Source organism: Mesorhizobium sp. WSM4807 (assembly GCF_055811615.1).
Map to the genome: position 1 here is coordinate 110,356 of NZ_JBVVQY010000013.1, position 23,270 is coordinate 133,625.

At 62.3% G+C, this 23,270-nt stretch carries 18 protein-coding genes; 7 read left to right on the top strand and 11 right to left on the bottom strand.

The window, feature by feature from the left end; translation table 11 throughout:
• The first annotated feature begins 214 nt into the window (after positions 1 to 214).
• Positions 215 to 3,910 (top strand): PAS domain S-box protein, encoded by a 3,696-nt coding sequence (locus tag AC0L3N_RS18580; RefSeq protein ID WP_473548975.1) that lies wholly within the window; start codon positions 215 to 217, stop codon positions 3,908 to 3,910.
• 469 nt (positions 3,911 to 4,379) lie between these two features.
• On the opposite strand, the gene AC0L3N_RS18585 is transcribed toward AC0L3N_RS18580, so the two are convergent.
• A complete protein-coding gene (locus tag AC0L3N_RS18585) occupies positions 4,380 to 6,362 on the bottom strand; it encodes an acetoacetate--CoA ligase (RefSeq protein ID WP_473548976.1) in 1,983 nt (660 codons plus the stop codon).
• A 272-nt stretch (positions 6,363 to 6,634) separates the two neighbouring features.
• Between AC0L3N_RS18585 and AC0L3N_RS18590 the strand changes: the two genes are divergently transcribed.
• Complete coding sequence (locus AC0L3N_RS18590; protein WP_123146706.1) at positions 6,635 to 8,485, top strand: AsmA family protein; 1,851 nt, start codon at positions 6,635 to 6,637, stop codon at positions 8,483 to 8,485.
• Positions 8,486 to 8,533: 48 nt separating this feature from the next.
• Here AC0L3N_RS18590 and AC0L3N_RS18595 read toward each other — a convergent pair whose 3' ends face one another.
• From AC0L3N_RS18595 to AC0L3N_RS18615, 5 genes are all read right to left on the bottom strand, one after another.
• Positions 8,534 to 9,352: an ABC transporter permease gene (locus AC0L3N_RS18595; RefSeq protein WP_473487166.1), complete on the bottom strand. Its 819-nt coding sequence runs from the start codon at positions 9,350 to 9,352 to the stop codon at positions 8,534 to 8,536.
• A complete protein-coding gene (locus tag AC0L3N_RS18600) occupies positions 9,349 to 10,323 on the bottom strand; it encodes an ABC transporter permease subunit (RefSeq protein ID WP_473528113.1) in 975 nt (324 codons plus the stop codon). The genes AC0L3N_RS18595 and AC0L3N_RS18600 overlap by 4 nt, the downstream gene beginning before the upstream one ends.
• 8 nt (positions 10,324 to 10,331) lie before the next feature.
• Positions 10,332 to 11,471 (bottom strand): ABC transporter ATP-binding protein, encoded by a 1,140-nt coding sequence (locus AC0L3N_RS18605; RefSeq protein ID WP_473487168.1) that lies wholly within the window; start codon positions 11,469 to 11,471, stop codon positions 10,332 to 10,334.
• Between the two features lie 74 nt (positions 11,472 to 11,545).
• Positions 11,546 to 12,643 carry a polyamine ABC transporter substrate-binding protein gene (locus AC0L3N_RS18610; RefSeq protein ID WP_258122033.1) on the bottom strand — a complete coding sequence of 366 codons (1,098 nt, stop codon included), beginning with the start codon at positions 12,641 to 12,643 and terminating at the stop codon, positions 11,546 to 11,548.
• Between the two features lie 358 nt (positions 12,644 to 13,001).
• Entirely contained in the window at positions 13,002 to 13,952 is a 951-nt protein-coding gene (locus AC0L3N_RS18615) for a DMT family transporter (RefSeq protein ID WP_473528116.1), read from the bottom strand.
• 254 nt (positions 13,953 to 14,206) lie between these two features.
• Between AC0L3N_RS18615 and AC0L3N_RS18620 the strand changes: the two genes are divergently transcribed.
• Positions 14,207 to 14,998, top strand: coding sequence for a class I SAM-dependent methyltransferase (locus tag AC0L3N_RS18620; protein ID WP_473528117.1), 792 nt, complete (start codon positions 14,207 to 14,209; stop codon positions 14,996 to 14,998).
• A 41-nt stretch (positions 14,999 to 15,039) separates the two neighbouring features.
• Here the strand turns inward: AC0L3N_RS18620 and AC0L3N_RS18625 are convergent, their stop codons facing one another.
• Positions 15,040 to 16,494, bottom strand: a complete 1,455-nt coding sequence (locus AC0L3N_RS18625) for a helix-turn-helix domain-containing protein (RefSeq protein WP_473528118.1) — start codon at positions 16,492 to 16,494, stop codon at positions 15,040 to 15,042.
• A 247-nt stretch (positions 16,495 to 16,741) separates the two neighbouring features.
• Between AC0L3N_RS18625 and aceA the strand changes: the two genes are divergently transcribed.
• The 4 genes from aceA to AC0L3N_RS18645 all read left to right on the top strand — a co-directional run bounded on the left by aceA (position 16,742) and on the right by AC0L3N_RS18645 (position 19,677).
• The gene (aceA, locus tag AC0L3N_RS18630; RefSeq protein WP_123146699.1) at positions 16,742 to 18,031 is read left to right on the top strand and encodes an isocitrate lyase; all 1,290 of its coding nucleotides are present in this window, start codon (positions 16,742 to 16,744) and stop codon (positions 18,029 to 18,031) included.
• 55 nt (positions 18,032 to 18,086) lie between these two features.
• The gene (locus AC0L3N_RS18635; protein WP_077379645.1) at positions 18,087 to 18,329 is read left to right on the top strand and encodes an SMc00767 family acetate metabolism repressor; all 243 of its coding nucleotides are present in this window, start codon (positions 18,087 to 18,089) and stop codon (positions 18,327 to 18,329) included.
• 311 nt (positions 18,330 to 18,640) lie between these two features.
• Positions 18,641 to 19,030 (top strand): response regulator, encoded by a 390-nt coding sequence (locus AC0L3N_RS18640; protein WP_244602699.1) that lies wholly within the window; start codon positions 18,641 to 18,643, stop codon positions 19,028 to 19,030.
• 203 nt (positions 19,031 to 19,233) lie between these two features.
• Complete coding sequence (locus tag AC0L3N_RS18645; RefSeq protein ID WP_473487201.1) at positions 19,234 to 19,677, top strand: Fur family transcriptional regulator; 444 nt, start codon at positions 19,234 to 19,236, stop codon at positions 19,675 to 19,677.
• Positions 19,678 to 19,687: 10 nt separating this feature from the next.
• On the opposite strand, the gene AC0L3N_RS18650 is transcribed toward AC0L3N_RS18645, so the two are convergent.
• Genes AC0L3N_RS18650 through AC0L3N_RS18665 form a run of 4 tightly spaced genes read right to left on the bottom strand, consistent with a single transcriptional unit; the run spans position 19,688 to position 23,167 of the window.
• Positions 19,688 to 20,533, bottom strand: a complete 846-nt coding sequence (locus tag AC0L3N_RS18650) for a metal ABC transporter permease (protein WP_473548978.1) — start codon at positions 20,531 to 20,533, stop codon at positions 19,688 to 19,690.
• Positions 20,530 to 21,387, bottom strand: a complete 858-nt coding sequence (gene sitC, locus AC0L3N_RS18655) for an iron/manganese ABC transporter permease subunit SitC (RefSeq protein WP_123146696.1) — start codon at positions 21,385 to 21,387, stop codon at positions 20,530 to 20,532. Before sitC ends, AC0L3N_RS18650 begins: the two co-directional genes overlap by 4 nt.
• Positions 21,384 to 22,289 (bottom strand): manganese/iron ABC transporter ATP-binding protein, encoded by a 906-nt coding sequence (locus AC0L3N_RS18660; RefSeq protein ID WP_123146695.1) that lies wholly within the window; start codon positions 22,287 to 22,289, stop codon positions 21,384 to 21,386. Before AC0L3N_RS18660 ends, sitC begins: the two co-directional genes overlap by 4 nt.
• Positions 22,286 to 23,167: a metal ABC transporter substrate-binding protein gene (locus AC0L3N_RS18665; protein WP_473549017.1), complete on the bottom strand. Its 882-nt coding sequence runs from the start codon at positions 23,165 to 23,167 to the stop codon at positions 22,286 to 22,288. The genes AC0L3N_RS18660 and AC0L3N_RS18665 overlap by 4 nt, the downstream gene beginning before the upstream one ends.
• Between the last annotated feature and the right edge of the window lie 103 nt (positions 23,168 to 23,270).

Below are 23,270 nucleotides of genomic sequence, written 5' to 3' on the forward strand. Positions count from 1 at the left end.
GCCGTCTCGTTCATGTATGATGGCAATATAAAGGCAAATTTTGTGCATTGCAATATCTTTGTTGCAGCGCACCATAGAATTTCTCTCCCAGCGTTAACCACGAGGCCAGAGATTCCGGCGGTTGCACGCTATGGCTTGTGGACCTTCGCGCCGTCGGCTTTTATTAACAAAGCGTTAACCGCAAACTGCCGCTGTGTGAGGGCTCCCAAAGCGCATGCCGTCCGAAAACTACTCCTTCCTCGACGTCGCCGTGCTCGACGCGGTCCGCAAGCGCTTTGCCGCCGGCGACGCGATCGCGCTTCTGTCGGCAGACCTCGAACAGGTGATCTGGGCAAACGGACCAGGGGCAGCGGTGTTCGGCTATCCCGACATCGAGGCCATCATCGGCGCCTCGACAGGCTTGCCGCTGATCGCCAGGCGCCAGATCATGGCGACAAGCGGTTTTCCACAGATCGGCCGCGACCGCGCCATCACGGTGCGGCTGGCAACCGGCCTGACCAGCCGCGCGGTTGGCTTTCTGGCCAGCGCGGTGACAATGCCTGACGGCGAGAACGCGATTATGCTGGCGGTGCCGGCGGCGCAGACCGGCTCGCGCAGCGCCGCCGAGATCGCCGCTCGGGCCATCAGCGGCTTTACCGAAGACGGTCATTACATCGCCTTCGTCGACGCCAAGGGCAACATCGAGGCCGCTTCCGATGGTTTTTCGGCGCTCGGCATCTTGCCCGAAACGCTGGCAGCGCTTGTGGCCGATGTGGCGCACGAGAGCGACCGCATCGTCAAACGCCTCGTTCCAGGCGGCACCACTTCCTATCCGGCCGGCCTCGCCCGGCTGACGGACGAGCGGCACCTGCTGGTGGTGATCGACGAGGACCGGCTTGACTCCGAAGAAGCCTCTGCTGGCGAGCGCAGCGCGGGGATGGAAACCGCAACCGGGGCCGCGGCGGCCGTTGCCGCAGTCCGGCCAAAGGCAGAACAGGACAATGCGCCGGCAGCAGTCGCGAAGACGGATGCGGCAGAGATAGTCCCGGCAGCCGGCGAAGACACATCGGTGTCGGCGGAGCATGACGTTCCCGATTCCATCGGGCCCGATTCGGCCCGGCCCGATTCGACAGGACCTGATTCAACCGAGCCTGATTCGACCGAGCAGGGTCCGGAAGCAGCCGGCGGAATGCCTCCTCAGCATGACCATTGGTATTTCAGCGCCAGCGAGGATGAGGCGCAAAAGCCGGGACCGGATGCGTCCGGACATGTCGAGGCGGATGCTTCGGCGGAAAGTTCCGCACAGGATGCCATCAGGGCCGCCTCCCCGACTGAGCGTGCCATCCCCTCGATCGACCGCGCGGCGCCGCCCCTGCGTTTCGTCTGGCGAACCGACGCCGAAGGCAGGTTCAGTGCGCTGTCGCCGGAATTCGCGGAACTCGTCGGCAAGCCTGCCGCCGATGTGATTGGCCGGCGCTTCAGGGACGTCGCGGCCACCTTCGACCTCGATGCGTCCGGCGAGATCGCCGGCCTGCTCGACCGACGCGACACCTGGTCCGGCCGCTCGGTGCTGTGGCCGGTTGCCGGCACCGATTTCAAGATACCCGTCGACCTGGCGGCGCTGCCTGTCTACGGCCGCAGCCGTGCCTTCGAGGGTTTTCGCGGCTTCGGCGTTGCTCGCACCAGCGATGCAGTGGTCGATCCCGAAGCGATCGGTATGGCGCTTGTCCCCAATGCCGAGGCCACCGCAGCCGTCGAACCGGAAGTCGCCGAAATGCCTGACGAAACCGACCCGTTCCAGGGCGAGGTGCCGGCGCTGACCATCGTGCCGAAGCCGGAGCGGCGCTTTGCCGACAAGGTGATCCGTTTGGCCGAGCACAGGCAGCCGGCCAACGACAAAGGCCTGTCGACGCTGGAACGCAGTGCATTCCGTGAGATCGGCGAGCGGCTCAAGAAGGACAATCCCCCGACCGAACAGCCCGATGCTGCAATACCGGCTGCGGCGGAACCGACCGAAACCGATGTCGAAGACGAGAACGATGTCGCAAGGCTCGACGGCGAGCAGCCGGAAGCAACCGTGTCCGGCAGCTCAGGCTCGCTGCTCGATTACGCCGACCGGGACTATGTCGCCGACAACAGCGACGGTGCGCCGGTTTCGGAGCCGGACAAGGCGGCGCAAGAGGTGGTCGAACCCACCGACACGAGTGGTCGATCGACCGCCGCCGAAGACGATGACAGCATGACGGCTGCCGATTTCCGTGACGCAGAAGACAACGAGGATTGGGCGCGGCCCGATGACGACGAAGCCCGTTCGTCAACCGATGACATCGGCGATGCCGGCGACGTGGAGCCGACGCCGATCGAACCGCCACGCCTGCCGGCGCCGCCGCTCAAGCTCGAAGGCTTCGTGCCATCGGCTTTTTCGACCGCAGATGACAACAAGGCTCCGGATATCTCGATCCTCGGCAAGCTGCCGGTGCCGCTGCTCATCCATTCCGGCGACGATCTTCACTATGCGAATGAGGAATTCCTCAGCCTGACCGGCTATGACACGCTCGACGATCTGGAGGATGCCGGTGGCCTCGGCGCGCTGTTTGCCGATCCTTACGACGGCAGCGCCTCCGACGGAACCGATCACGCATTGCGGTTGAAGACGCATGACGGTCAGGAGTTCCCGATCGAGGCCATTCTGCGTTCAGTGCCGTGGCGTGGAGGCAAGGCGCTGATGCTGGTCGTGCGCCGTTCCGGCGACGACGAGGCAGCCATTCCGCATGGCGCCGCCGACGACAAGACGCAGCCGGACACTTCCGAACTCAAGGCACGCATCGCCGAGATGCGGACCATCATCGACACCGCGACCGACGGCGTCGTGCTGATCAGCCGAGACGGAACGATCCGCTCGATCAGCCGCCCGGCGGAAGCGCTGTTCGGTTTCGACAGCGACGAGGTGGCCGGCAAGCCCTTCGTCTCGCTGTTCGCGATCGAAAGCCAGCGCGCCGCGCGAGACTATCTCGACGGACTGTCCGAGCCCGGCGTGGCGAGTGTGCTCAACGACGGCCGCGAGGTGATCGGACGCGAGGCGCAGGGGCGCTTCATTCCGCTGTTCATGACCATCGGCAGCCTGCCCAACGACAGCGGCTTCTGCGCGGTGGTGCGCGACATCACCCAATGGAAGCGGGCCGAAGAGGACCTGACCCAGGCGCGCGCTGTGGCCGAGCGCGCCTCCTCGCAAAAGACCGACTTCCTCGCCCGCATCAGCCACGAGATCCGCACCCCGCTCAACGCCATCATCGGGTTTTCCGAGCTGATGGTCGACGAGAAATTCGGGCCGGTCGCCAATGACCGCTACCGCGACTATCTGCGCGACATCAACCGGTCGGGCAACCATGTGCTCGACTTGGTCAACGACCTGCTCGACATTTCGAAGATCGAGGCCGGCCAGCAGGAGATGGCCTATGAGGCGGTGTCGCTCAACGACACGCTGGCCGAGACAGTGGCGATGATGCAGCCGCAAGCCAACCGCGAACGTGTCATCATCCGCTCCAGCTTCGCCTCACGGCTGCCGGAAGTGGTGGCCGATCTGCGCAGCGTGCGCCAGATCGCGCTGAACATCCTGTCGAATGCCATCCGCTACACGCAGGCCGGCGGCCAGGTGATCGTATCGACAGCTTACGAGATCTCCGGCGACGTCGTGATGCGCGTGCGCGACACCGGCATCGGCATGAGCCAGTCCGAGATCGAGCAGGCACTCAAGCCGTTCAAACAGATCAACGCGCTGAAGCGTGGGCGCGGCGACGGCACCGGCCTCGGGCTGCCGCTGACCAAGGCCATGGTCGAGGCGAACCGGGCCCGGTTCACCATCAACTCGACCCCCGGCGAGGGCACCCTGGTCGAAGTCGCTTTCCCGTCGACCCGCGTGCTCGCGGATTAGTTAAAAAGAAAGGCGTCCAACAGGACGCCTTGAATGATTGGATTGCTGTTACAACGGGGGCTTGAGCGAATTCAGATCCTCTGGGGATTTAGAGGAACGGGATTTCTCCCTCAAGTTACGCACGACTATCGATGCCGGGCCTTAACAAAACCTTACCGGCGCCGCGAAAAATTTACCAATGTGTACCACTCATGAAATCTAGGTAAATTCGAGCGAGATATTTCGTTAACCATGCTCGGCTGCCGTTTGAACGCGTGACGGTTCTCATGTCTTGGAGATTAGTTGAAGCGTCCATCGCTTCGTCATCCTGGGGTCTCCGCGACGGAGCTTCGCTCCTGCTACGCCCAGGGATGACGAAGTTGAGGAGCTTCGGCCAATCTCGAACGTTTGCGATGGTTCACTCAACGAACCATGAAATCATGGCCACAAAACAGACCTGCAACCTGTCAAACTCGCTCACTTCGAGGAACTAATCGGCCAGTTCCGGCAGGTCGCGGAACAGCTCGAGCGCTTCGGGATTGGCCAGCGCCTCCTTGTTCTTGACAGCGCGGCCATGCACCATGTCGCGCACCGCGAGTTCGGTGATCTTGCCCGATTTGGTGCGTGGAATGTCGGCGACGGCGACGATTTTAGCCGGCACGTGGCGGGGGCTCGCGCCGCTGCGGATTTTCGCGCGAATGCGTTTTTGCAGCTCGGCGTCGAGTTCAACGCCCGGAGCCAGCCGCACGAACAGCACAACGCGCACGTCGTTGTCGAAATCCTGGCCGATGCACAGCGCTTCCAGGATTTCCGGCATCTGCTCGACCTGATTGTAGATCTCCGCCGTGCCGATCCGCACCCCGCCCGGGTTGAGCGCCGCGTCGGAGCGGCCGTGGATGATCAGGCCGCCATGAGCGGTCCATTCGGCGAAGTCGCCGTGACACCAGACATTGTCGAAGCGCTCGAAATAGGCTGCGTGGTATTTCTTGCCTTCGGGATCGTTCCAGAAGCCGATCGGCATCGCCGGAAACGCCTTGGTGCAGACGAGTTCACCCTTCTCCTGCCTGAGCGGGTGGCCGTCGTCGTCCCAGACATCGACGGCGAGGCCGAGACCAGGCCCCTGTATCTCTCCGGTCCATACCGGTTCGGTCGGCACGCCGAGCACGAAGCAGGAGACGATGTCAGTGCCGCCGGAGATCGAGGCGAGATGCACGTCCGTCTTGATGCCGTCATAGACGAAGCGGAAGTCCTCGGGCGACAGTGGCGAGCCGGTGGAGGAGATCGTGCGCACGCTGGAAAGATCATGCGTTTTGATCGGTCTGAGGCCGGCCTTGCGCACGGAATCGATGAATTTGGCCGAGGTGCCGAAATAGGTCATCTTCTCGGCGTCGGCAAAATCGAACAGCACGTTGCCGTCGGGATAGAAGGGCGACCCGTCATAAAGCAGAAGGGTTGCACCCGATGCCAGGCCGGACACCAGCCAGTTCCACATCATCCAGCCGCAGGTGGTGAAATAAAAGAAGCGGTCGCCGTCGAGCAGGCCGGCGTGGAACCGTTCTTCCTTGACATGCTGGATCAGCGTTCCGCCGGCCGAATGGACGATGCATTTGGGGATGCCGGTCGTTCCGGAAGAAAACAGGATGTAGAGCGGATGCGCGAACGGCAACCGTTCGAAGGTTACGAGCTTGGCGGCAAAGGATGAGAGCGCCTCGTCCAGCGCAGTCGCCTTCTCTATGGTCGCCGCCACATCGGTCGACGTGCCGAGATAGTCGACGATCAGGATCTTGCCGACGGTGGGAAGCTTTGCGGCAACCGCCGCGATCTTGTCGGCGACCTCGATCGCCTTGCCATTATACCAGTAACCGTCGGGCGCGATGAAAACGACAGGCTCGATCTGACCGAACCGGTCCAGCACGCCCTGTTCGCCGAAATCGGGAGAACAGGACGACCAGACGGCGCCGATCGAGACTGTCGCCAGCATGGCCGCGACCGTCTCCGGCATGTTGGGCATCATGGCGGCGATGCGGTCGCCCTGTTTCACCCCGAGCGACAGGAAAAGCTGCTGCAGCCGCGAGGTCAGCGCATGCAGCTCATTCCAGGAGAGCCGGCGCTCGACCTTGTCCTCGCCGCGAAAGACGATGGCATCAGCGAGCCCGGTTTTCTTCAACAGGTTCTCGGCGAAGTTCAGCTTCGCGTCGGGAAAGAAGGCGGCGCCGGGCATTTTCTCGCCATCGACAAGCACGCGCCCGCCGCCACTGATCCCGCCACTGGCGCCCTTGTCGCCCACGATCCCGCAAAAATCCCAGACCAGGCTCCAGAATGCCTCGCGATCGTCGATCGACCAACGATGTAGATCGGCGTAGGAGGAAAAAACCTTGCCGGTTGCGGCCGCGGCGGCCTGCATGAAGGCAGTCATCGGCGCGGCGTCGACCTGGTCTTTCGTCGGTGCCCAGAGCGGTACGTCGCCGGCCATGATCGTTCCTCCTTGAAGCACGTCACGTTTGAAGAGATTCACGCGACGCGCTTTAGACTTTTGTTTTTATGTGTGCGTTATCCCAAGACGATTTTGGCGACATGCATTGGCATCGCTTATGCATATCGCGGCGCAGCAGAGCAAGATTTTGTTCGGCCGAGCGACGTGGATGTGCGCAAATGCCATCGCTGGGCCATAAAGACTTGAAATGCGTCAGCCGTGGGTTACACCCGTCGGGCGATTCTTGTCGGAACGGAAGCATACGGGGCGACATGTCATCACCTTTGATCCGGCGCGGAATATGGGCGATCGGCGTTGCCGTGCTCGTCATCGCGCTGGCCGTTGCCGCCCTTCCGCTGGTCGCCTCGACCCGCATCGTGCGCGACCGCATCGCCTGGGAAATGAGTGCATGGAGCGGTTTCAGGGTCAACATCGACGGGGCCCCGCGGATCGAGGTCTGGCCGAATTTCCGGGCCATCCTGTCCGACGTGACGCTTTCGCAATGGACAGAGAGCGACGCGCCGCCTGTGATCGAAGCCGAACGGGTCGAGGTCAATCTCTCCGCCATGGCGGCGTTGCAGGGCGATGTGGTGTTCTCGACGGCGCGGCTGATCCGGCCGACGATCAGGGTTCAACGCGCAGCACATGGATTTTTCCTGCCTGCCCTGCCTTCAGGCGGACGCATCACGCGTTCCATCGACATCGCTCGCGCCGTGGTCAGTGCCAATCCGGCCAAGCCGGACCTGAGCAAGCTGCCGGCTGATCCATTCGGCACCGTAGAGTTCAGGAACGGCCGCGTGGTGACCTCCGTCGATGGCAAGGACGCTGAGATACTGAGCAGCCTGAGCGGACAGGCGAACTGGGGTGCAATGAACAGCAATGCGACGCTGTCGGCGACCGGGATCTGGCGTGGCGAAAGCGTCGCTGTGGATGCCGCATCGTCGAACCCGCTGGTGCTGTTTGGGGGTGGTGCGGCGCCGATGACGCTTTCCTTCAAGGCACCCCCTGCCAGTTTTTCCTTCGACGGCGTCGCCAGCATGTCCGAGAACGCCTATTTCGACGGCCAGGCGAAATTTGCCGCACCCTCGCTCAGGCGCGTGCTCGAATGGTCGCGGGCCGGCATCGCGCCGGGCGCGGCAATCGGCTCGGTTTCCGTTTCCAGCAAGGTTACGGCGACCTCCGGCCGCATTAAATTCGAAAACACCGAGATCGCTCTGGACGACAATCCGGGAATGGGTGCGCTGGACTTCTCCTTTGGCGAGGCGCGGCCGGTGATCGCCGGTACGCTCGCCTTCGAGACGCTCGACTTGCGGTCCTTTCTCTCCGCCTTCACACCCCTGGCGCCTACGAGCGGCGTTGGCCCCGGCGAAATCGACATAAGCGTCGCCGACCGGATCGATCTCGATCTCAGACTGTCGGCAGCTCAGGCCACCGCAGGCGCTATCCAGCTTGCCGACGTCGCTGCCGCCGCCCAGGTCAAGAACGGTCTTGCCGTCTTCGATATTTCCGATGCATCGGCCTTTGGCGGCAACATCCAGAGCAGTCTTCGTTTCGACCGCAAGCCGGGAGGCACGCAGGTCGAGATCAGGCTGCTCGCCTCCGACATCGACGGCGGCGCTTTTGGCACCGCAGCCGGAATGACGCGACTGGTGCCGATCGGCACGGGAACCGTTTCGGTCATCCTCAAGGGGCCGGGCAGAACCTGGGATTCCATTTTCGAAAACGCCGACGGCTCGGTTTCGGCGAAATTCGGCCAGGGCGCGTTGAGCCGGTTCAACCTGCCGGCGTTTCTCAAGCACAACGAACAGGGCGGGTTCTTCGCGCTCGACGATATCTCCGACGGAACGCTGCCGATCGACGGGGCAGAACTCAAGGCGAGCATCTCGAACGGTGTAGCGAAGATCGACAAGGCCGAAGCGAATTCGGCGAAGTACAAGATCTGGCTTTCCGGCATCGCCTCCTACGCCGGGCGCGGGCTGGCGCTGTCCGGCGGCATCATTCAGGCGGACCAGCCAGCCACGCAGACAAATAACCAGGGTCCCAACCAGTCTTCGTTCTTCGTCGGCGGAACGTGGAGCACGCCGTTCATTTCGCCGATAAGCCGCGGGGTTTCCGGAAAGTAGGCAGCGAGGCTGCCGCGGTCGTCGTCAGGAGTGCTTCCTGCCGGCTTTTCACCCACGCTGCGCGGCCTGCTCGTCCCGCTGGCGCTGCACCTCGCGACGCTTGTTGGCGAGCGAAGCGATGATGACGCCGACCGCCACGACCGCGATCAGGATGGTGCAGGCGGCGTTGATCTCCGGCGTCACACCGAGACGAACCTGGCTGTAGATCTTCATCGGCAGCGTGGTGGCGCCGGGCCCTGAGGTGAAGCTGGCGATGACCAGGTCGTCGAGCGACAATGTGAACGCCAGCATCCAGCCAGACACGATCGCCGGCATGATGACCGGCAGCGTGATCTGGAAGAAGGTCTTCACCGGCGGCGCGCCAAGATCCATCGCGGCCTCTTCCAGCGAGCGGTCGAACGTGATCAAGCGCGACTGCACGACGACGGCGACGAAGCACATGGTCAGGGTGATATGGGCAAGCGTGACGGTGAGAAAGCCGCGGTCGAGACCGACGGCGACGAAGAGCAGCAGCAGCGACAGGCCGGTGATGACTTCCGGCATGACCAGCGGCGCAAACACCATGCCGGAAAACAGCGTCCGGCCCTTGAAGCGCGTGTAGCGGGTCAAGGTGAGAGCTGCCAGCGTGCCGAGCACGGTCGCCACGGTGGCCGAGATGACGGCGACGCGGGCCGTTACCCAGGTGGCGTCCATGAGGCCCCGGTTGTGGAACAGCGAGACGTACCATTTGGTCGAGAAGCCGCCCCAGACAGTGACCAGTTTCGACTCGTTGAAGGAGAAGACGACGAGCAGGACGATCGGCAGGTAAAGAAAGGCAAAGCCGAGCACGATCGAAGTGATATTGAAGCGGCTCCAAGTCGGGTTCATTTGTCCTGCTCCTGGGCGCGGGCCTGGGCCCGCTGGAAGAGCATGATCGGCACGATCAGCAGCAACAGCAGGATGACGGCGACGGCCGACGACACCGGCCAGTCGCGATTGGCGAAGAACTCGTTCCACAGCGTCTTGCCGATCATCAGCGTCTGCGAGCCGCCGAGCAGGTCGGGAATGACGAACTCGCCGACGGCGGGAATAAACACCAGCAGGCAGCCGGCGATGACGCCAGGCAGCGACAGCGGAAAGGTGATCTTCCAGAAGGCGCTGGTCGGCGGGCAACCGAGGTCCTTGGCCGCCTCGATCAGCGAATAATCCATTTTCTCGAGGGCGGAATAAAGCGGCAGCACCATGAACGGCAGATAGGAATAGACGATGCCGATGAAGATTGCCGTGTAGGTGTTGAGGATGATCAGCGGCTGGCTGATGACGCCGGTGGCGAGCAGCAGCTGGTTGAGCAGCCCCTCGGGCTTGAGGATGCCGATCCAGGCGTAGACGCGGATCAGGAACGAGGTCCAGAACGGCAGGATCACCAGCATCAGCAAAGTCGGGCGCAGCATCGCCGGCGCGCGGGCCATGCCATAGGCGATCGGGTAGCCGACAAGCAATGTCAGCACCGTCGAAATGGCGGCGACAACGACGCTCGTCACATAGGCGTTGACGTAGAGCGCGTCCTGCGTCAGCCATGTGTAGTTATCGATGCTGAGCTGTTTCAGCTGAGCAAAAAAACCGGAAAGCCCATCCCCGAAGCCAAGTACCGGCGTGTAGGGCGGTATAGCGATCGCCGTCTGCGACAGCGAAATCTTGAAGACGATGACGAACGGAATGAGGAAGAAGAAGACCAGCCAGAGATAGGGGATGATGATGACAAGGCGGCCAACGAAGGCCTCGCCCAGTCTGGCCAGGGCGGATTTGCCCGCGTCGGCGGCCCGAGAGCTTGTTGCAGCGGTGACAGCGGCATTCGACATGACCGCCTCTATCGCGTCAGCACGACGCCGGCGTCCGGCCTGAACGACACCCAGGCACGGTCGTTCCAGCTCAGCGGATCCTCGGTGATGCGGGCCGCGTTCATCGTGCTGGCCCGCACCACGTGGCCGTCGTCCAGCCTGACGTGATAGACGGTCATGTCGCCGAGATAGGCGATATCGTAGACCTCGCCTTCGATGGCGTTGACAGCGCCCGCCGGTCTCGTCGAGGATATCTTGATCTTCTCCGGCCTGATGGCGAAGGCGACGGCCGCGCCGGTGGCGGCATCGCCGGCATTCTCGGCCCGGATGGTGATGCCGTTGCCCGCATCGATGCTTGCCGCGCCGGCCTCGCCATGCGCAATCTTGCCTTCGAACATGTTGACGTTGCCGACAAAGCCGGCGACGAAACGGGAGCCCGGCGCCTCGTAGACTTCCGCCGGCGTCGCTACCTGCATCACCTCGCCCTTGTCGATGATGGCGATACGGTCGGCCATGGTCATCGCCTCTTCCTGGTCGTGGGTGACGACGACGAAGGTGAGGCCGAGTGACTGCTGCAGGTCCATCAGCTCGAACTGTGTTTCCTCGCGCAGCTTCTTGTCCAGCGCGCCCAGAGGCTCGTCGAGCAGCAGCACCTTCGGCCGCTTGGCGACCGAGCGGGCAAGCGCGACGCGCTGGCGCTGGCCGCCGGACAGTTGGTGCGGCTTGCGCTTGGCGAACTGCTCGAGCTTGACCAGCTTCAGCATCTCTCCAACGCGCGCCGCGATCTCGGGCTTCGGCATGCCGTCCTGCTTGAGGCCGAAGGCGATGTTGTTCTCGACCGTCATATGTGGGAACAGCGCATAGGACTGGAACATCATGTTGACCGGCCGCCGGTATGGCGGGATGCCGCGCAGATCCTGACCATCGAGCAGGATGCGGCCGGCGGTCGGCTCCTCGAATCCGGCGAGCATCCGCAAAAGCGTCGATTTTCCACAGCCCGACGCCCCGAGCAGGGCAAAAAACTCGCGCTCGAATATGGTCAGCGACAAATTGTTGACGGCGGTGAAGTCACCGAACTTCTTGGTGACCTTGTCGAACTGGATGTATGGCTTGGCGTTCGGGTCGTTCCACGGCGCGAAATCCCTGCGGATGCTGCCAAGCGATTTCATATCCCACTCCGTCCTGCGTCCTATCCCCAGAAGATTTGACCCCGGCAGCACCTGCCGGGGTCGTTGATTGTCGCTTACTGCCCGGTGACGATCTTGGTCCAGGTGCGGGTGACGACGCGCTGGGTCTTGGAATCGTAGGGGGCGATGGTGAACAGCTTCGCCAGCGTCGCCTCGTCCGGGTAGATCGCCGGATCCTCGAGTATCTCCTTGTTGATGAACTGCTGCGACGCCTTGTTGCCGTTGGCGTAGAAGACGTAGTTGCTCGACTTGGCGATCACCTCCGGCTTCATCATGTAATTCAGGAATTCATGCGCCTCGGCGACATGCGGCGCGTCGGCCGGGATCGCCATCTGGTCAAACCACATTTCGGCACCTTCCTTCGGCACGGAATAGCCGATCTCGACGCCCTGATTTGCCTCCGTCGCACGGTCGCGCGCCTGGAACACGTCGCCCGACCAGCCGACGGCCAGGCAGATGTCGCCATTGGCCAGGGCGTTGATGTATTCCGACGAGTGGAACTTGCGGATGTAAGGCCTGATCTTCAGCATCAGTTCTTCCGCCTTGGCGAAATCGTCCAGCGACGTGGTCTCGGGATCGATACCCAGATATTTGAAGGCGTTCGGGAGGATGTCGCTCGGAGAGTCGAGGACATAGACGCCGCAATCCTTCAGCTTGGCCAGCTTTTCCGGGTTGAAGAACACGTCCCAGCTATCGATCTTGTCGGTGCCGAGCGCTTCCTGCACCTTCTTGATGTTATAGCCGAGGCCGACCGTGCCCCACATGTAGTTGATCGAATATTCGTTGCCGGGATCGTACTTGGCTGTGCGCTCCGAAACGACGTCCCACATGTTGGAAATGTTGGGCAGCTTCGACTTGTCGAGCTTCTGGAACACACCTGCCTGGATCTGGCGTGCGAGGAAATTGGCGGTCGGCACGACGACGTCGTAGCCGCTGCCGCCGGCAAGCAGTTTCGTCTCCAGGAGCTCGTTGGAATCGAAGGTGTCGTAGGTGACCTTGATGCCCGTTTCCTTGGTGAAATCCTCGATAATCGAGCTGTCGATGTAATCCGACCAGTTATAGACATTGACGACGCGGTCCTGGGCATGAGCGCCGAGGGTGAAAAGCGTCAGAAATGCCGAGGTCGCCGAAAGCCAGAATGCTTTGCGGGTCATGAGTGTCTCCTTTGATGAGTGTTCCATCGCCAGCTCGTCGCGGGGCTGCGCGGCTGGGCGTTTGCTTCAGATTATTGGGCTTTCCGACAAGCGACAAGCGCGAACCGCCGACACCCTGGTGGTTCGATGTGCAGCGGCCGAGTCCCCCGTTCCCATGTCGTGATCCAGGTGGCATTCCGGCGCCGTCAAAGGCTCTCGCCACGGCGCGGGCAGGGATACGACGATGTTGTCCGGTCTCGGTCGGGCCGGAGGGGAGACTTGGCAAGATGAGCCTGTCTTGTTGTTGCCGTATTTGCAGCCTGCCCGCGCGGCTGCGCCATTGTCAATGGCTCATCTCGCTTTGGCGCGTGCGCTGCAATCAATTAGGCGACGGCATGCCGGTGACACCCGGCCGCACCGGCCGCGCCTGACGCTTGAATTCGAGCCCGATATGGACGAGCAGCGCCGTGACCACCACCGCGCCGCCAAGGATGGTGCGTCCCGACGGCACCTCGGAATGGATGAGCCAGACCCAGATCGGGCCGAGGATCGGCTCGAAAGTGCCGAGCAGTGCTGCGATCGCTGCTGGAACGAGCCGGGCGCCGGTGGCGAAGAAGGCAAGGCCGAGACCCAGATTGACCACGCCGAATGCAAACAGGAAGCCCATGTCGCTGCTGGAAACGCCGAATTGCGACGCCTGCGACGCGGCGAATGCGGCGGCAAGCATCGTGCCGAGGCAGGTCGCCGGCGTCATGCGCACATGGGCAAAGCGTCGCGTGATGACGGTGGCGATCGAAAACATCACAGCGATGAGCAGCGCCAAGCCGTCGCCGATAGGCGACACGGCGCCATCAAGCGACTCCGATACCATGATGGCAACGCCGGCAATGACGGCTGCAATCGCCACCCAGGTCGCCACGGCTACCCGTTCGCGAAACAGCACCCAGGCAAACAGCGCCGCCAGGAGCGGCACGCCTGCCTGCATCAAAAGGATATTGGCGACGGTGGTGTAGGCAAGCGCCACGACGAACGAGGTCGATGCGGTGGCGAAGCAGAACGCCACGGCAAGGCCGGGCAGGCCCATGCCGCGGAACAACCTTACCGTGCCGTGCCAGCCGTCGCGCCAGATCATGAAGCAGATGAGGAAGGCGGCGGCCCAGACCGAGCGCCAGAACACCACCGTCCAGCTGTCCCCGGCGTCGATGAAACGGGCGATGGCGCCGCCGAAACTCCACATCAGCGCCGACAGGAATATCAACAGGAGCCCGACACGCTCGTCACGCGGCGAGACAGCAGGGGAGACGGCTATCGCTGATGATGAATCGGTCATGAGTGCGACTGTCGGCGATTTCGGGGCAGCACGATGCATAGCGGACGACAGAAACGTGCATTAATCGCGTAACGCAAAGACGAAGGTCGGGCGTGATCCAGCGCCGTATTCCGTTTGGCGCACTGACTAGCGCAGGGACGAGGCAAGACGGTCGTGCGGAGCTGGCAGGGATAGTTTACGATGCGAGGCTGGACGGCTACTGCGTGACAAGAGAAGCCCCGTGACCGACGTAAATAACATGTATAGGGCGACCCATGGATGAGCCATTCTACAAGACGGCTGCGATTGGCTATGACGAGCTGTTCGCCCGCGCAACGAACTCGTTCATCCCATCCTTGCTGAAGGCAGCGCAAATTGCGCCTGCCCATCGGGTGCTCGACGTCGCAACGGGTACAGGAGCAGCAGCGCAAGCTGCAGCGATCGTGGTAGGCCCATCCGGCTCTGTCACTGCCGGCGATATCTCGCCGGCCATGCTCGAATCTGCCAAACGCAATTTGAAGAACCAGCCAATCATCCTCGCAAGGTTTGACGCTCACGCGCTCCCTTACGAGGATTGTCGGTTCGATGCGGTGATCTGTCAGCTTGGGCTCATGTTCTTCTCAGACCCGCTTGGAGCGCTTTCTGAGTTTCGTCGGGTTCTGCGCCCCAACGGCTGGACTGCAGTTAGCGTGACGACGACGCCGGAGCGCTCGCTGTTCGCCAGAATAGGCGCGGTAATCGCCCGTTGCGCACCTGAAAAAGCCGAAAAGCTAAATCGCTTCTTCTCCATCCCTGACGCGACATGCTTGCATTCCTTGCTCCACCGCGCCGGGTTTCAAGAGGTCTATGTCCAGCTTGAAACTCGGCCCATCAAATTCTCATCTTTCGACGATTATTTCAGCGGAATCACCAAAGGAGCAACATTGAGCGGTCAGGAGTATGTCCAGCTTCCTCCAGACATGCAGGTCACAGTGCGTGAGGAAGTCTGGCGCGGGCTGGCTTCGCCGAGCGTTGGAGAGCCGCTGACGATTGAGATGGACGTTCTGATAGGCAGCGGTGGGCGATAGAACAATGCGCCGAGCGCAATTTGATGGAAACGCTGTGCCCGTCACTGGAAATCGAACGCGCTTAGTCCGGTCACCATCTCGTCAAGGCCGAGCGGGCGCGTCACCGGCGGCTCGGCGCGGGCGAGGCAGCCGATGCGTTCACACAGCCGGCAGGCCGGGCCAATCGGCGTGGCCGGATTGGCGCCCTGTCCGGCTTTTCCGGTCGCGGCGGCGGCTGCCCCCGGCAGTGCCGCGCCGTAGACGATCTCGTCACGAAAGCCGATATCGCAGCCCAACAGAAGGGCGGTACGGCGCGGTCGCTCCGAAAACGAGCCTTGCGGTCCTTCGAGCGTGCGGGCGACGCAGAGGAACTCGGCGCCATCGGGCATTTCCACCGCCTCTACGAAGATCTGGCCGGGCTGGGTAAAGGCGGCATGCACGGGAAGCTTCGGACAGCCGCCGCCGAAGCGGCTTTGCGGAAAACCCTGGCTGCCCGCCTTGCGGAAGCGGTTGCCGGCATTATCGACCTCGAGCATGAAGAACGGCACGCCCGGCGTGCCCGGCCGCTGCAGCATGGTCAGGCGGTTCGCCGCCTGCTCGAAGGAGACGCCGAAGCGCGAGCGCAGCACGTCGATGTCGTAACGCGCGCGTACCGCGGCTGCGTGAAAGGATTGATAGGGCATCATCAGCGCGTGGGCGGCGTAGCGGCCAAGCTCGAAGCGGGCAAGCCGGCGGGCTTCATCCGTGGTCAGCTTCAGCGCCTGGATCTCGCTTGCCACCGCGACCGTCATGCGGATCAGGCAGGCCTCCATCGCCACCTCGCGCAACTGATCGAACGGCGACAGGCGCTCGGACAGAAACAGGCGTTGCGAGTGGCGGTCGTAGCGGCGGCGCCAGTTCGGCATGGTGGCGACCGGCAGCACCTTGACGACGATGGCGTATTCGCGCTTCAGCCAGGCCTTCAACGCACCGAACAGATCGTCGCCGGGATCGAGAACCGACGTGAATGCCTCGGCCTCCTCTTCGAGCGCGGCAAAATGGTTCGGCCGGCGCTCGAAAATCTCGTGCACCTCGTCGATCGGCAAGCGGGCGCCGGAGAGTGCCGTCGCTTTGCCCTCACGCGCGAGAAGCTCGTTGAGGTCGGAAAGGCGCTCGGCCTGCTCGCGATAGGCGCGAAACAGTTTTATCACCGCGGCGGAAGCGTTGGGCGCCGCCTCTGCAAGCTCGATCAGTTCCTGGTCACCAGGCAATTCGCCGACCAGCAGCGGGTCTGAAAATACTTCCTTCAAGGCAGCGACCGACCCCCGAGCCTCGCCCTGCAATTCATGCGGGTCGACCTTGTAGACGGATGCCAGCTTGAGGATCAGCTGAACCGTCAGCGGCCGCTGGTTGCGCTCGATGAGATTGAGGTAGGACGGCGAGATGCGGAGCCCTTCGGCCATCGCGGTCTGGGTCAGGCCCTTGGCGCTGCGGATGCGGCGGATGCGCGGCCCGGCGAAGATCTTCTGATCGGCCACTCGACTGTCCTTGACAGAAATTTACATGACTCTGCACGGCGATGCCATGCCGGCTTTTTTACAATCGTGACAAATTTACTGCGTCTAGCTGTCAAACGCAACACAGGTTTTCTCTTATTTTCCAGCCAATCCGCTGGTTTTTCTCGCCTGCTTCGCGCCAGAATGTAAATGCTGTCACACCAAAACGACGCAGAAATCTCCATGAGGCGGCGTTTCCATCCCAGCAGCGATTTATTCGGAGTGACCAATGACCGATTTTTACAACCTCGTCCCCTCGGCGCCGGAAGGCCGCTTCGACGGCATCGAGCGGCCCTACTCGCCGGACGACGTGAAGCGGCTGCGCGGTTCGGTCCAGATCCGGCAGAGCCTCGCCGAAATGGGCGCCAACCGGCTCTGGCAGCTCATCCACGAAGAGGACTTCGTCAACGCGCTCGGCGCCATGTCGGGCAATCAGGCGATGCAGCAGGTCCGGGCCGGGCTGAAGGCGATCTACCTGTCTGGATGGCAGGTCGCCGCCGACGCCAACACCGCATCCGCCATGTATCCGGACCAATCGCTTTATCCCGCCAATGCGGCGCCCGAACTGGTCAAGCGCATCAACCGCACCCTGCAGCGCGCCGACCAGATCGAGACCTCCGAAGGCAAGGGACTTTCGGTCGACACCTGGTTCGCGCCTGTTGTCGCCGATGCGGAAGCCGGCTTCGGCGGACCGCTCAATGCCTTCGAGATCATGAAGGCCTTCATCGAGGCGGGTGCCGCCGGCGTCCACTACGAGGACCAGCTGGCGTCGGAGAAGAAATGCGGCCATCTCGGCGGCAAGGTGCTGATCCCGACCGCCGCACACATCCGCAACCTCAACGCCGCGCGACTTGCCGCCGACGTCATGGGCACGCCGACGCTGGTCGTCGCACGCACCGACGCGGAAGCGGCAAAGCTGCTCACCTCCGACATCGACGAGCGCGACCAGCCCTTCGTCGACTATGGCGCCGGCCGCACGGTGGAGGGCTTCTATCACGTCAGAAACGGCATCGAGCCTTGCATCGCGCGGGCCGTCGCCTACGCGCCCTACGCCGACCTGATCTGGTGCGAAACCTCCAAGCCCGATCTGGCGCAGGCCAAGAAGTTCGCCGAGGGCGTGCACAGGCACCATCCCGGCAAGCTTCTCGCCTATAATTGCTCGCCGTCGTTCAACTGGAAGAAGAACCTCGACGACGCCACGATCGCCAGGTTCCAGAAGGAACTCGGCGCCATGGGCTACAAGTTCCAGTTCATCACGCTGGCCGGTTTTCACCAGCTCAATTTCGGCATGTTCGAACTCGCCCGCGGCTACAAGGCGCGGCAAATGGCGGCTTATTCCGAGCTGCAGGAGGCTGAATTCGCGGCGGAAGCCCACGGCTACACCGCGACCAAGCACCAGCGCGAAGTCGGCACCGGCTATTTCGACGCCGTGTCGATGGCGATCACCGGTGGCCGGTCTTCGACCACGGCGATGCATGAATCGACCGAGCACGCCCAGTTCAAACCGGCGGCAGAATAGCCAGCAACGCAACAAAATAGAGGAACGCCCCAAAGGGGTATGAAGGAGAAGACCAATGGCATCGATAAGCCGCGTCAAGGAACGGGCCGAAGAACAGGCCACCACCATGACCGTCGACCAGCAAGCGACCATCCGCATGCTGGCGAATGACCTGCACAGGCTCAACCAGTCGGTGATGAAGGCGGTCGAGGCCGGTGTGTCGGTGGAGCTGGTGCGCTCGGCACGGCACCATGGCGGCGACGGCAACTGGGGCGACCTGCTGATCCCGGTGATCGTCACCCAGCGGAGCCTCGGCTGACCGAAATCCGACCGAAGCCTGTCGGTGGATCCAGCATCACCTGCGCAGTCTCTGCGCAGGTGATCTGCGTCTGCAGGACCAGTTTGCATAGGGGCAAGAACAGAACTCGCTTTAAATTTTAACGTTTCTTGCGATATTCTGGATATCCGCCATTTCAGCTTGACACAGGCAGCGATCTCACTGCAATTGTTTCTAAAGTTTCAACCCTGCATTGAAACCAGACGAGTGCCCCCACGCTCATGCGCCCCATGAACCGCGACCCCAGAACCGTAAGCCACCTGACTTGGGGGAGCCGGAATGTGGACCCCGAGATGCTCACGGACTTCACCCGCGTGCTCGTCGTCGGGAAGTCGCCGGTCAACCGGGTGGTGGTTTCGAAAATCGTCGAACGATCCGGGCTCAAACCGATCTCGGAATCGCCCGAAACGGCAGCAACGACGTTGCGATCGCTCATTCCCGGAGCTGTCGTCCTCGATGGCGGAGCGGACAACAAGGACTGCGACGCGCTGATGTCCGGTATCGATGCGCTGCGACGCGCCTCGGGCAGGCCGCTTCCCTCGGTGATCCTGCTTTCGACCAAGAACGGCACACCGGAGAGCCTTGGCCTGTCGAGCGTCATCGATGCGGTGGTCGTCAAACCGATCACGACCGAACGGCTGCAGCCGGTGATCGACCACCTGATCGGGCTCGGACGTAACTAGCCAGCATCCGATCCGGCTCACACGCCCTTCCTTGCTTCTTGCGATCGGATCTGGATATCTCTATGTCAGTAGGTGACCGCCTGACAGCGAACCCAGTCCGATGTCCTTTTGCAATTGCGACGCATCTGGGGTAGCAGCTTCGAACAAATCCGCAGGCATGTTCCGACTTCGCGACATGGCTGTCGATATTGGCGGATCATGACATGTCCTCAGAACAGACCATCGCCGCGCTTTGCAGGAAACTCGGACTGCGCATCACCGGTCCGCGCCGCGTCATCATGCGTGTTATATCCGAATCCAGCGACCATCCGGATGTGGTGGAACTCCATCGCCGTGTTGTCGCCATCGAGCCGACGATCGCGCTCGCCACTGTCTATCGCACCGTCAGCCTTCTGCGCGAAAAGGGCATTCTGGAGCGGCACACCTTTGGCGATCGGCGCGCCAGATACGAAACCGTCCCCCGTGAGCATCACGATCATCTCATCAACATCGAGACGGGAGACGTCGTCGAATTCCAGTCGGCGGAGATCGAGCGGCTCCAAGAGGAAATCGCTCGACGGCACGGATTCACGATCATCAGCCACAGATTGGAGATCTACGTGAAGCCGATCCAGAAAACGCGACGCTCTCGTAAATCCGGAGAATGACCGCCCGTTTCTACCTTTCCTCGGCAATCTCCATTGGGCTCACTTTGAGTGTGGTAACGGCGAAGGCCGCGATGAAGGCGGCGGACAGCATGAGAACGATGGTCGGCGCCGGTGCGCTGTCGATGAAGAAGGACAGATAGACGCCGAGAAACGACGCGGCGACCGCGATCGTCACCGACAGGATCAGCATGGTGCTGAACTTCCTTGTCAGCAGGAAGGCGATGGCGCCAGGCGCGATCAGCATCGCGATGGCCATGATGATGCCGACCGCCTTCAGCGCGCCGACGATGGTGAGCGAGATCAGGCAAAGCAGGCCGTAGTGGAGCAAGTTGACCCGAAGACCAACCGCGCGAGCCTGAGCCGGGTCGAAGGCGTGCAGCAGGAAGTCGCGCCACTTGATCCCGATGATGCCGGCCGTAATCGCAGCAATGAGCCCCGTTTCGACGATGTCGCGCAGGCCGATGCCCAGCACATCGCCGAACAATATGTGGTCGAGATGCACGTCGGACTGGATCTTTACATAGAGCACCAGGCCGAGGCCGAACATGCCGGAGAAGACGATGCCCATTACCGTGTCCTGCTTGATGCGGCTGTTGTCCTTGAGGAAGCCGGTGGCGAGAGCGCAGACCATCCCGGCGGCGAAGGCGCCGACCGAATAGGGAAATCCAACGATGTAGGCGATGACCACGCCGGGAAAGACGGCGTGGCTGATCGCGTCGCCCATCAGCGACCAGCCCTTGAGAACGAGGAAACAGGAGAGCAGCGCCGTCGGCACAGCGACCAGAACCGAAACAATCAGGGCATTGACCATGAAGCCGAACTGAAAAGGGGTAAGCAGCGTATCGAGGAAGCTCATAGGCTGGCCTCCAAGGCGCTCGCCGCGCGGCGGCGGGCTGCTAGCATTCCATGCTTGGGAGCGAAGAAGAAGGCGGCGAGAAAGATCAGCGTCTGCAACACGACGATGATGCCGCCGGTGGCGCCATCGAGAAAATAGCTGGCATAGGCGCCGGTGAAACTCGTGACCGCGCCGATGACAACCGCGATGACGAGCAGGCGCGGAAAGCGGTCCGTCAGAAGATAGGCGGTCGCGCCGGGAGTCACCACCATGCAGATGACAAGGAAAGCGCCGACGGTCTGAAGCGCGGCGACCGTGGAGGCCGATAGCAGCATGAAGAACATGATCTTGAGCGCGCTGGGGTTGAGGCCGATCGAGCGGGCATGGCTCTCGTCGAAGAAGACCACCATCAGATCCTTCCATTTCACCAGCAGGATGGCGAGCGAGACGAAGCCTATGATGGCGAGCTGAAGCGTGTCTTCCGGGGTAATGGCCAGGATGTTGCCGAGCACGATCGTCTGGATATTCACGGAGGTCGGTGACAGCGACACCATGAACAAGCCGAGGCCGAAGAAGGAGGAGAAGATCAGGCCGATGATGGCGTCTTCCTTCAGCTTGGTGCGCTGGTTGAGGAAGAGCATCGCCGCAGCGGCGAGCCCGCCGGAGAAGAAGGCGCCGATCGAGAAGGGAAGGCCCAGCATATAGGCGCCGGCGACGCCTGGCACGATCGAATGCGAGAGCGCGTCGCCGATCAGCGACCAGCCTTTCAGCATCAGATAACAGGACAGGAAGGCGCAGACACCGCCGACTAAGGCCGACACCCACATGGCATTGAGCATATATTCGTAGCCGAACGGCTCGAGCAGGACACTCATTCGTCCGGTTCCCGCATCTTCTGCTGCATCGCTCCGTTCTCTCCGTAGAAGACCAGCGGCCGCTCGTCGTCGGTAATGACGGCAAGGCGGCGCCTGTCGTCGTCCTCATGCAGTCCGGCACCGCCCAGCACGAAATGACGCAAGACGCCGCCGAAAGCCTTTTCCAGGTTCGCCTGCGTGAATGTCTGGCCTGTCGGCCCGTAGGCAAGGACCGTGTTCCGGAGCAGCACGGCACGGTCGCAGAACTCCGGCACGCTACCCAGATTATGCGTCGAGACCAGCATCACTCGGCCTTCGTCCCGGAGCGCGCGCAGCAGTTCGACGATAGCGTCCTCGGTCCTGACGTCGACGCCGGTGAAGGGCTCGTCGAGCAAGATGACGCGCCCGTCCTGCGCCAGCGCCCGAGCGAGAAAGACGCGCTTCTTCTGCCCGCCCGAAAGCTCGCCGATCTGGCGCTTGCGGAAATCGCTCATGCCGACACGCGCAAGCGCGGCCGTAACCGCCTCACGATCGGCAGCCTTCGGAATGCGCATCATGCCCATATGGCCGTAGCGACCCATCATGACGACGTCCTCGACCAGTACCGGGAAGGTCCAGTCGACCTCCTCGGCCTGCGGCACATAGGCGACGACGTTTTTTCTCAGCGCGGCCGCGGCCGGCTGTCCGAGAACAAAAATCTCTCCCTTTGCCAGCCGCACGAAGCCCATGATGGCTTTGAACAGCGTCGACTTGCCAGAGCCGTTGACACCGACAAGTGCCGTGATCGTGCCTGTCGGTATTTCAAAGCTCGCATCCCGCAGCGCCGTCTGGCCGGTGCGGTAGGTGACGGTCGCGTCGCGGATGGCGAGACCGGCCCCCGCATCCTCGGACGCGGGGGCAAGAGGCGGAACGGCTTCGTTCATTGCGACAGCCCTGCGGCGAGGCCTTTCTGAACCGTATCGGATGTCACACGCAGCAGGTCGATATAGGTCGGCACCGGGCCGTCCGCCTCGCTGAGAGAATCGACGAAGAGCACGCCGCCGTAATGCACCCCCGTCTCGCGCGCGACCTGCCGGGCCGGCTTGTCCGACACGGTGCTTTCGCTGAAGACGGCAACGATCTTGTTTTCCCTGACCGCGTCGATCACCTTGCGAACCTGCTGCGGGGTGCCTTGCTGGTCAGCGTTGATCGGCCACAAATAAAGCTCCTTCAGCTCGAAATCGCGTGCGAGGTAGGAAAAGGCGCCTTCGCTCGACACCAGCCAGCGCCTGTCCTGCGGGATCGAGGCAAGCTTATCACGGATCGGCGCGACGGCCGCCTCTATCTTTGCCTTGTAGGCTTCTGCATTGGCCTTGTAGGTCTCGGCATGGGCCGGATCGTGCTCGACGAAGGCGTCGCGGATGTTGTCGACGTAGATCAGCGCGTTTGACGGCGACATCCAGGCATGCGGGTTCGGTTTGCCCGTATAGGGCCCCTCGGCGATGCTCATCGGTTGGACGCCCTCGGAGACGATCGCGCCGGGCACGTCGCTGAGGTTCTGGAAGAATTTTTCGAACCAGAGTTCGAGGTTGAGCCCGTTCCACAGAATGAGCTGTGCGCCCTGCGCCCGCTGAATGTCGCCCGGCGTCGGCGCGTAATTGTGGATCTCCGCTCCCGGCTTGGTGATCGATTCCACGATTGCTGCGTCGCCCGCCACATTCTTCGCCATGTCGGCGATGACGGTGAAAGTCGTCACGGCCTTGAACTTTTCCTGGGCTTTCGCTGGACAAGAAGCCACTGCCGCAGCGAAAACCGTAACCATCAACCCGATGACAACCCGTCGCCCGTATCTCTCAATCATCAATTTCTCCTGCCGCGATTTTTAACGTCCCGCCGGTGGCCGCCATTATGCGACTGCGACGCGC

Excerpts from the sequence above, each read along its gene's own strand:
- AC0L3N_RS18580 (WP_473548975.1), top strand. The coding sequence starts at position 215 with ATGCCGTCCGAAAACTACTCCTTCCTCGACGTCGCCGTGCTCGACGCG.
- AC0L3N_RS18585 (WP_473548976.1), bottom strand. The coding sequence starts at position 6,362 with ATGGCCGGCGACGTACCGCTCTGGGCACCGACGAAAGACCAGGTCGAC.
- AC0L3N_RS18590 (WP_123146706.1), top strand. The coding sequence starts at position 6,635 with ATGTCATCACCTTTGATCCGGCGCGGAATATGGGCGATCGGCGTTGCC.
- AC0L3N_RS18595 (WP_473487166.1), bottom strand. The coding sequence starts at position 9,352 with ATGAACCCGACTTGGAGCCGCTTCAATATCACTTCGATCGTGCTCGGC.
- AC0L3N_RS18600 (WP_473528113.1), bottom strand. The coding sequence starts at position 10,323 with ATGTCGAATGCCGCTGTCACCGCTGCAACAAGCTCTCGGGCCGCCGAC.
- AC0L3N_RS18605 (WP_473487168.1), bottom strand. The coding sequence starts at position 11,471 with ATGAAATCGCTTGGCAGCATCCGCAGGGATTTCGCGCCGTGGAACGAC.
- AC0L3N_RS18610 (WP_258122033.1), bottom strand. The coding sequence starts at position 12,643 with ATGACCCGCAAAGCATTCTGGCTTTCGGCGACCTCGGCATTTCTGACG.
- AC0L3N_RS18615 (WP_473528116.1), bottom strand. The coding sequence starts at position 13,952 with ATGACCGATTCATCATCAGCGATAGCCGTCTCCCCTGCTGTCTCGCCG.
- AC0L3N_RS18620 (WP_473528117.1), top strand. The coding sequence starts at position 14,207 with ATGGATGAGCCATTCTACAAGACGGCTGCGATTGGCTATGACGAGCTG.
- aceA (WP_123146699.1), top strand. The coding sequence starts at position 16,742 with ATGACCGATTTTTACAACCTCGTCCCCTCGGCGCCGGAAGGCCGCTTC.
- AC0L3N_RS18635 (WP_077379645.1), top strand. The coding sequence starts at position 18,087 with ATGGCATCGATAAGCCGCGTCAAGGAACGGGCCGAAGAACAGGCCACC.
- AC0L3N_RS18640 (WP_244602699.1), top strand. The coding sequence starts at position 18,641 with ATGCTCACGGACTTCACCCGCGTGCTCGTCGTCGGGAAGTCGCCGGTC.
- AC0L3N_RS18645 (WP_473487201.1), top strand. The coding sequence starts at position 19,234 with ATGTCCTCAGAACAGACCATCGCCGCGCTTTGCAGGAAACTCGGACTG.
- AC0L3N_RS18650 (WP_473548978.1), bottom strand. The coding sequence starts at position 20,533 with ATGAGCTTCCTCGATACGCTGCTTACCCCTTTTCAGTTCGGCTTCATG.
- sitC (WP_123146696.1), bottom strand. The coding sequence starts at position 21,387 with ATGAGTGTCCTGCTCGAGCCGTTCGGCTACGAATATATGCTCAATGCC.
- AC0L3N_RS18660 (WP_123146695.1), bottom strand. The coding sequence starts at position 22,289 with ATGAACGAAGCCGTTCCGCCTCTTGCCCCCGCGTCCGAGGATGCGGGG.
- AC0L3N_RS18665 (WP_473549017.1), bottom strand. The coding sequence starts at position 23,167 with ATGGTTACGGTTTTCGCTGCGGCAGTGGCTTCTTGTCCAGCGAAAGCC.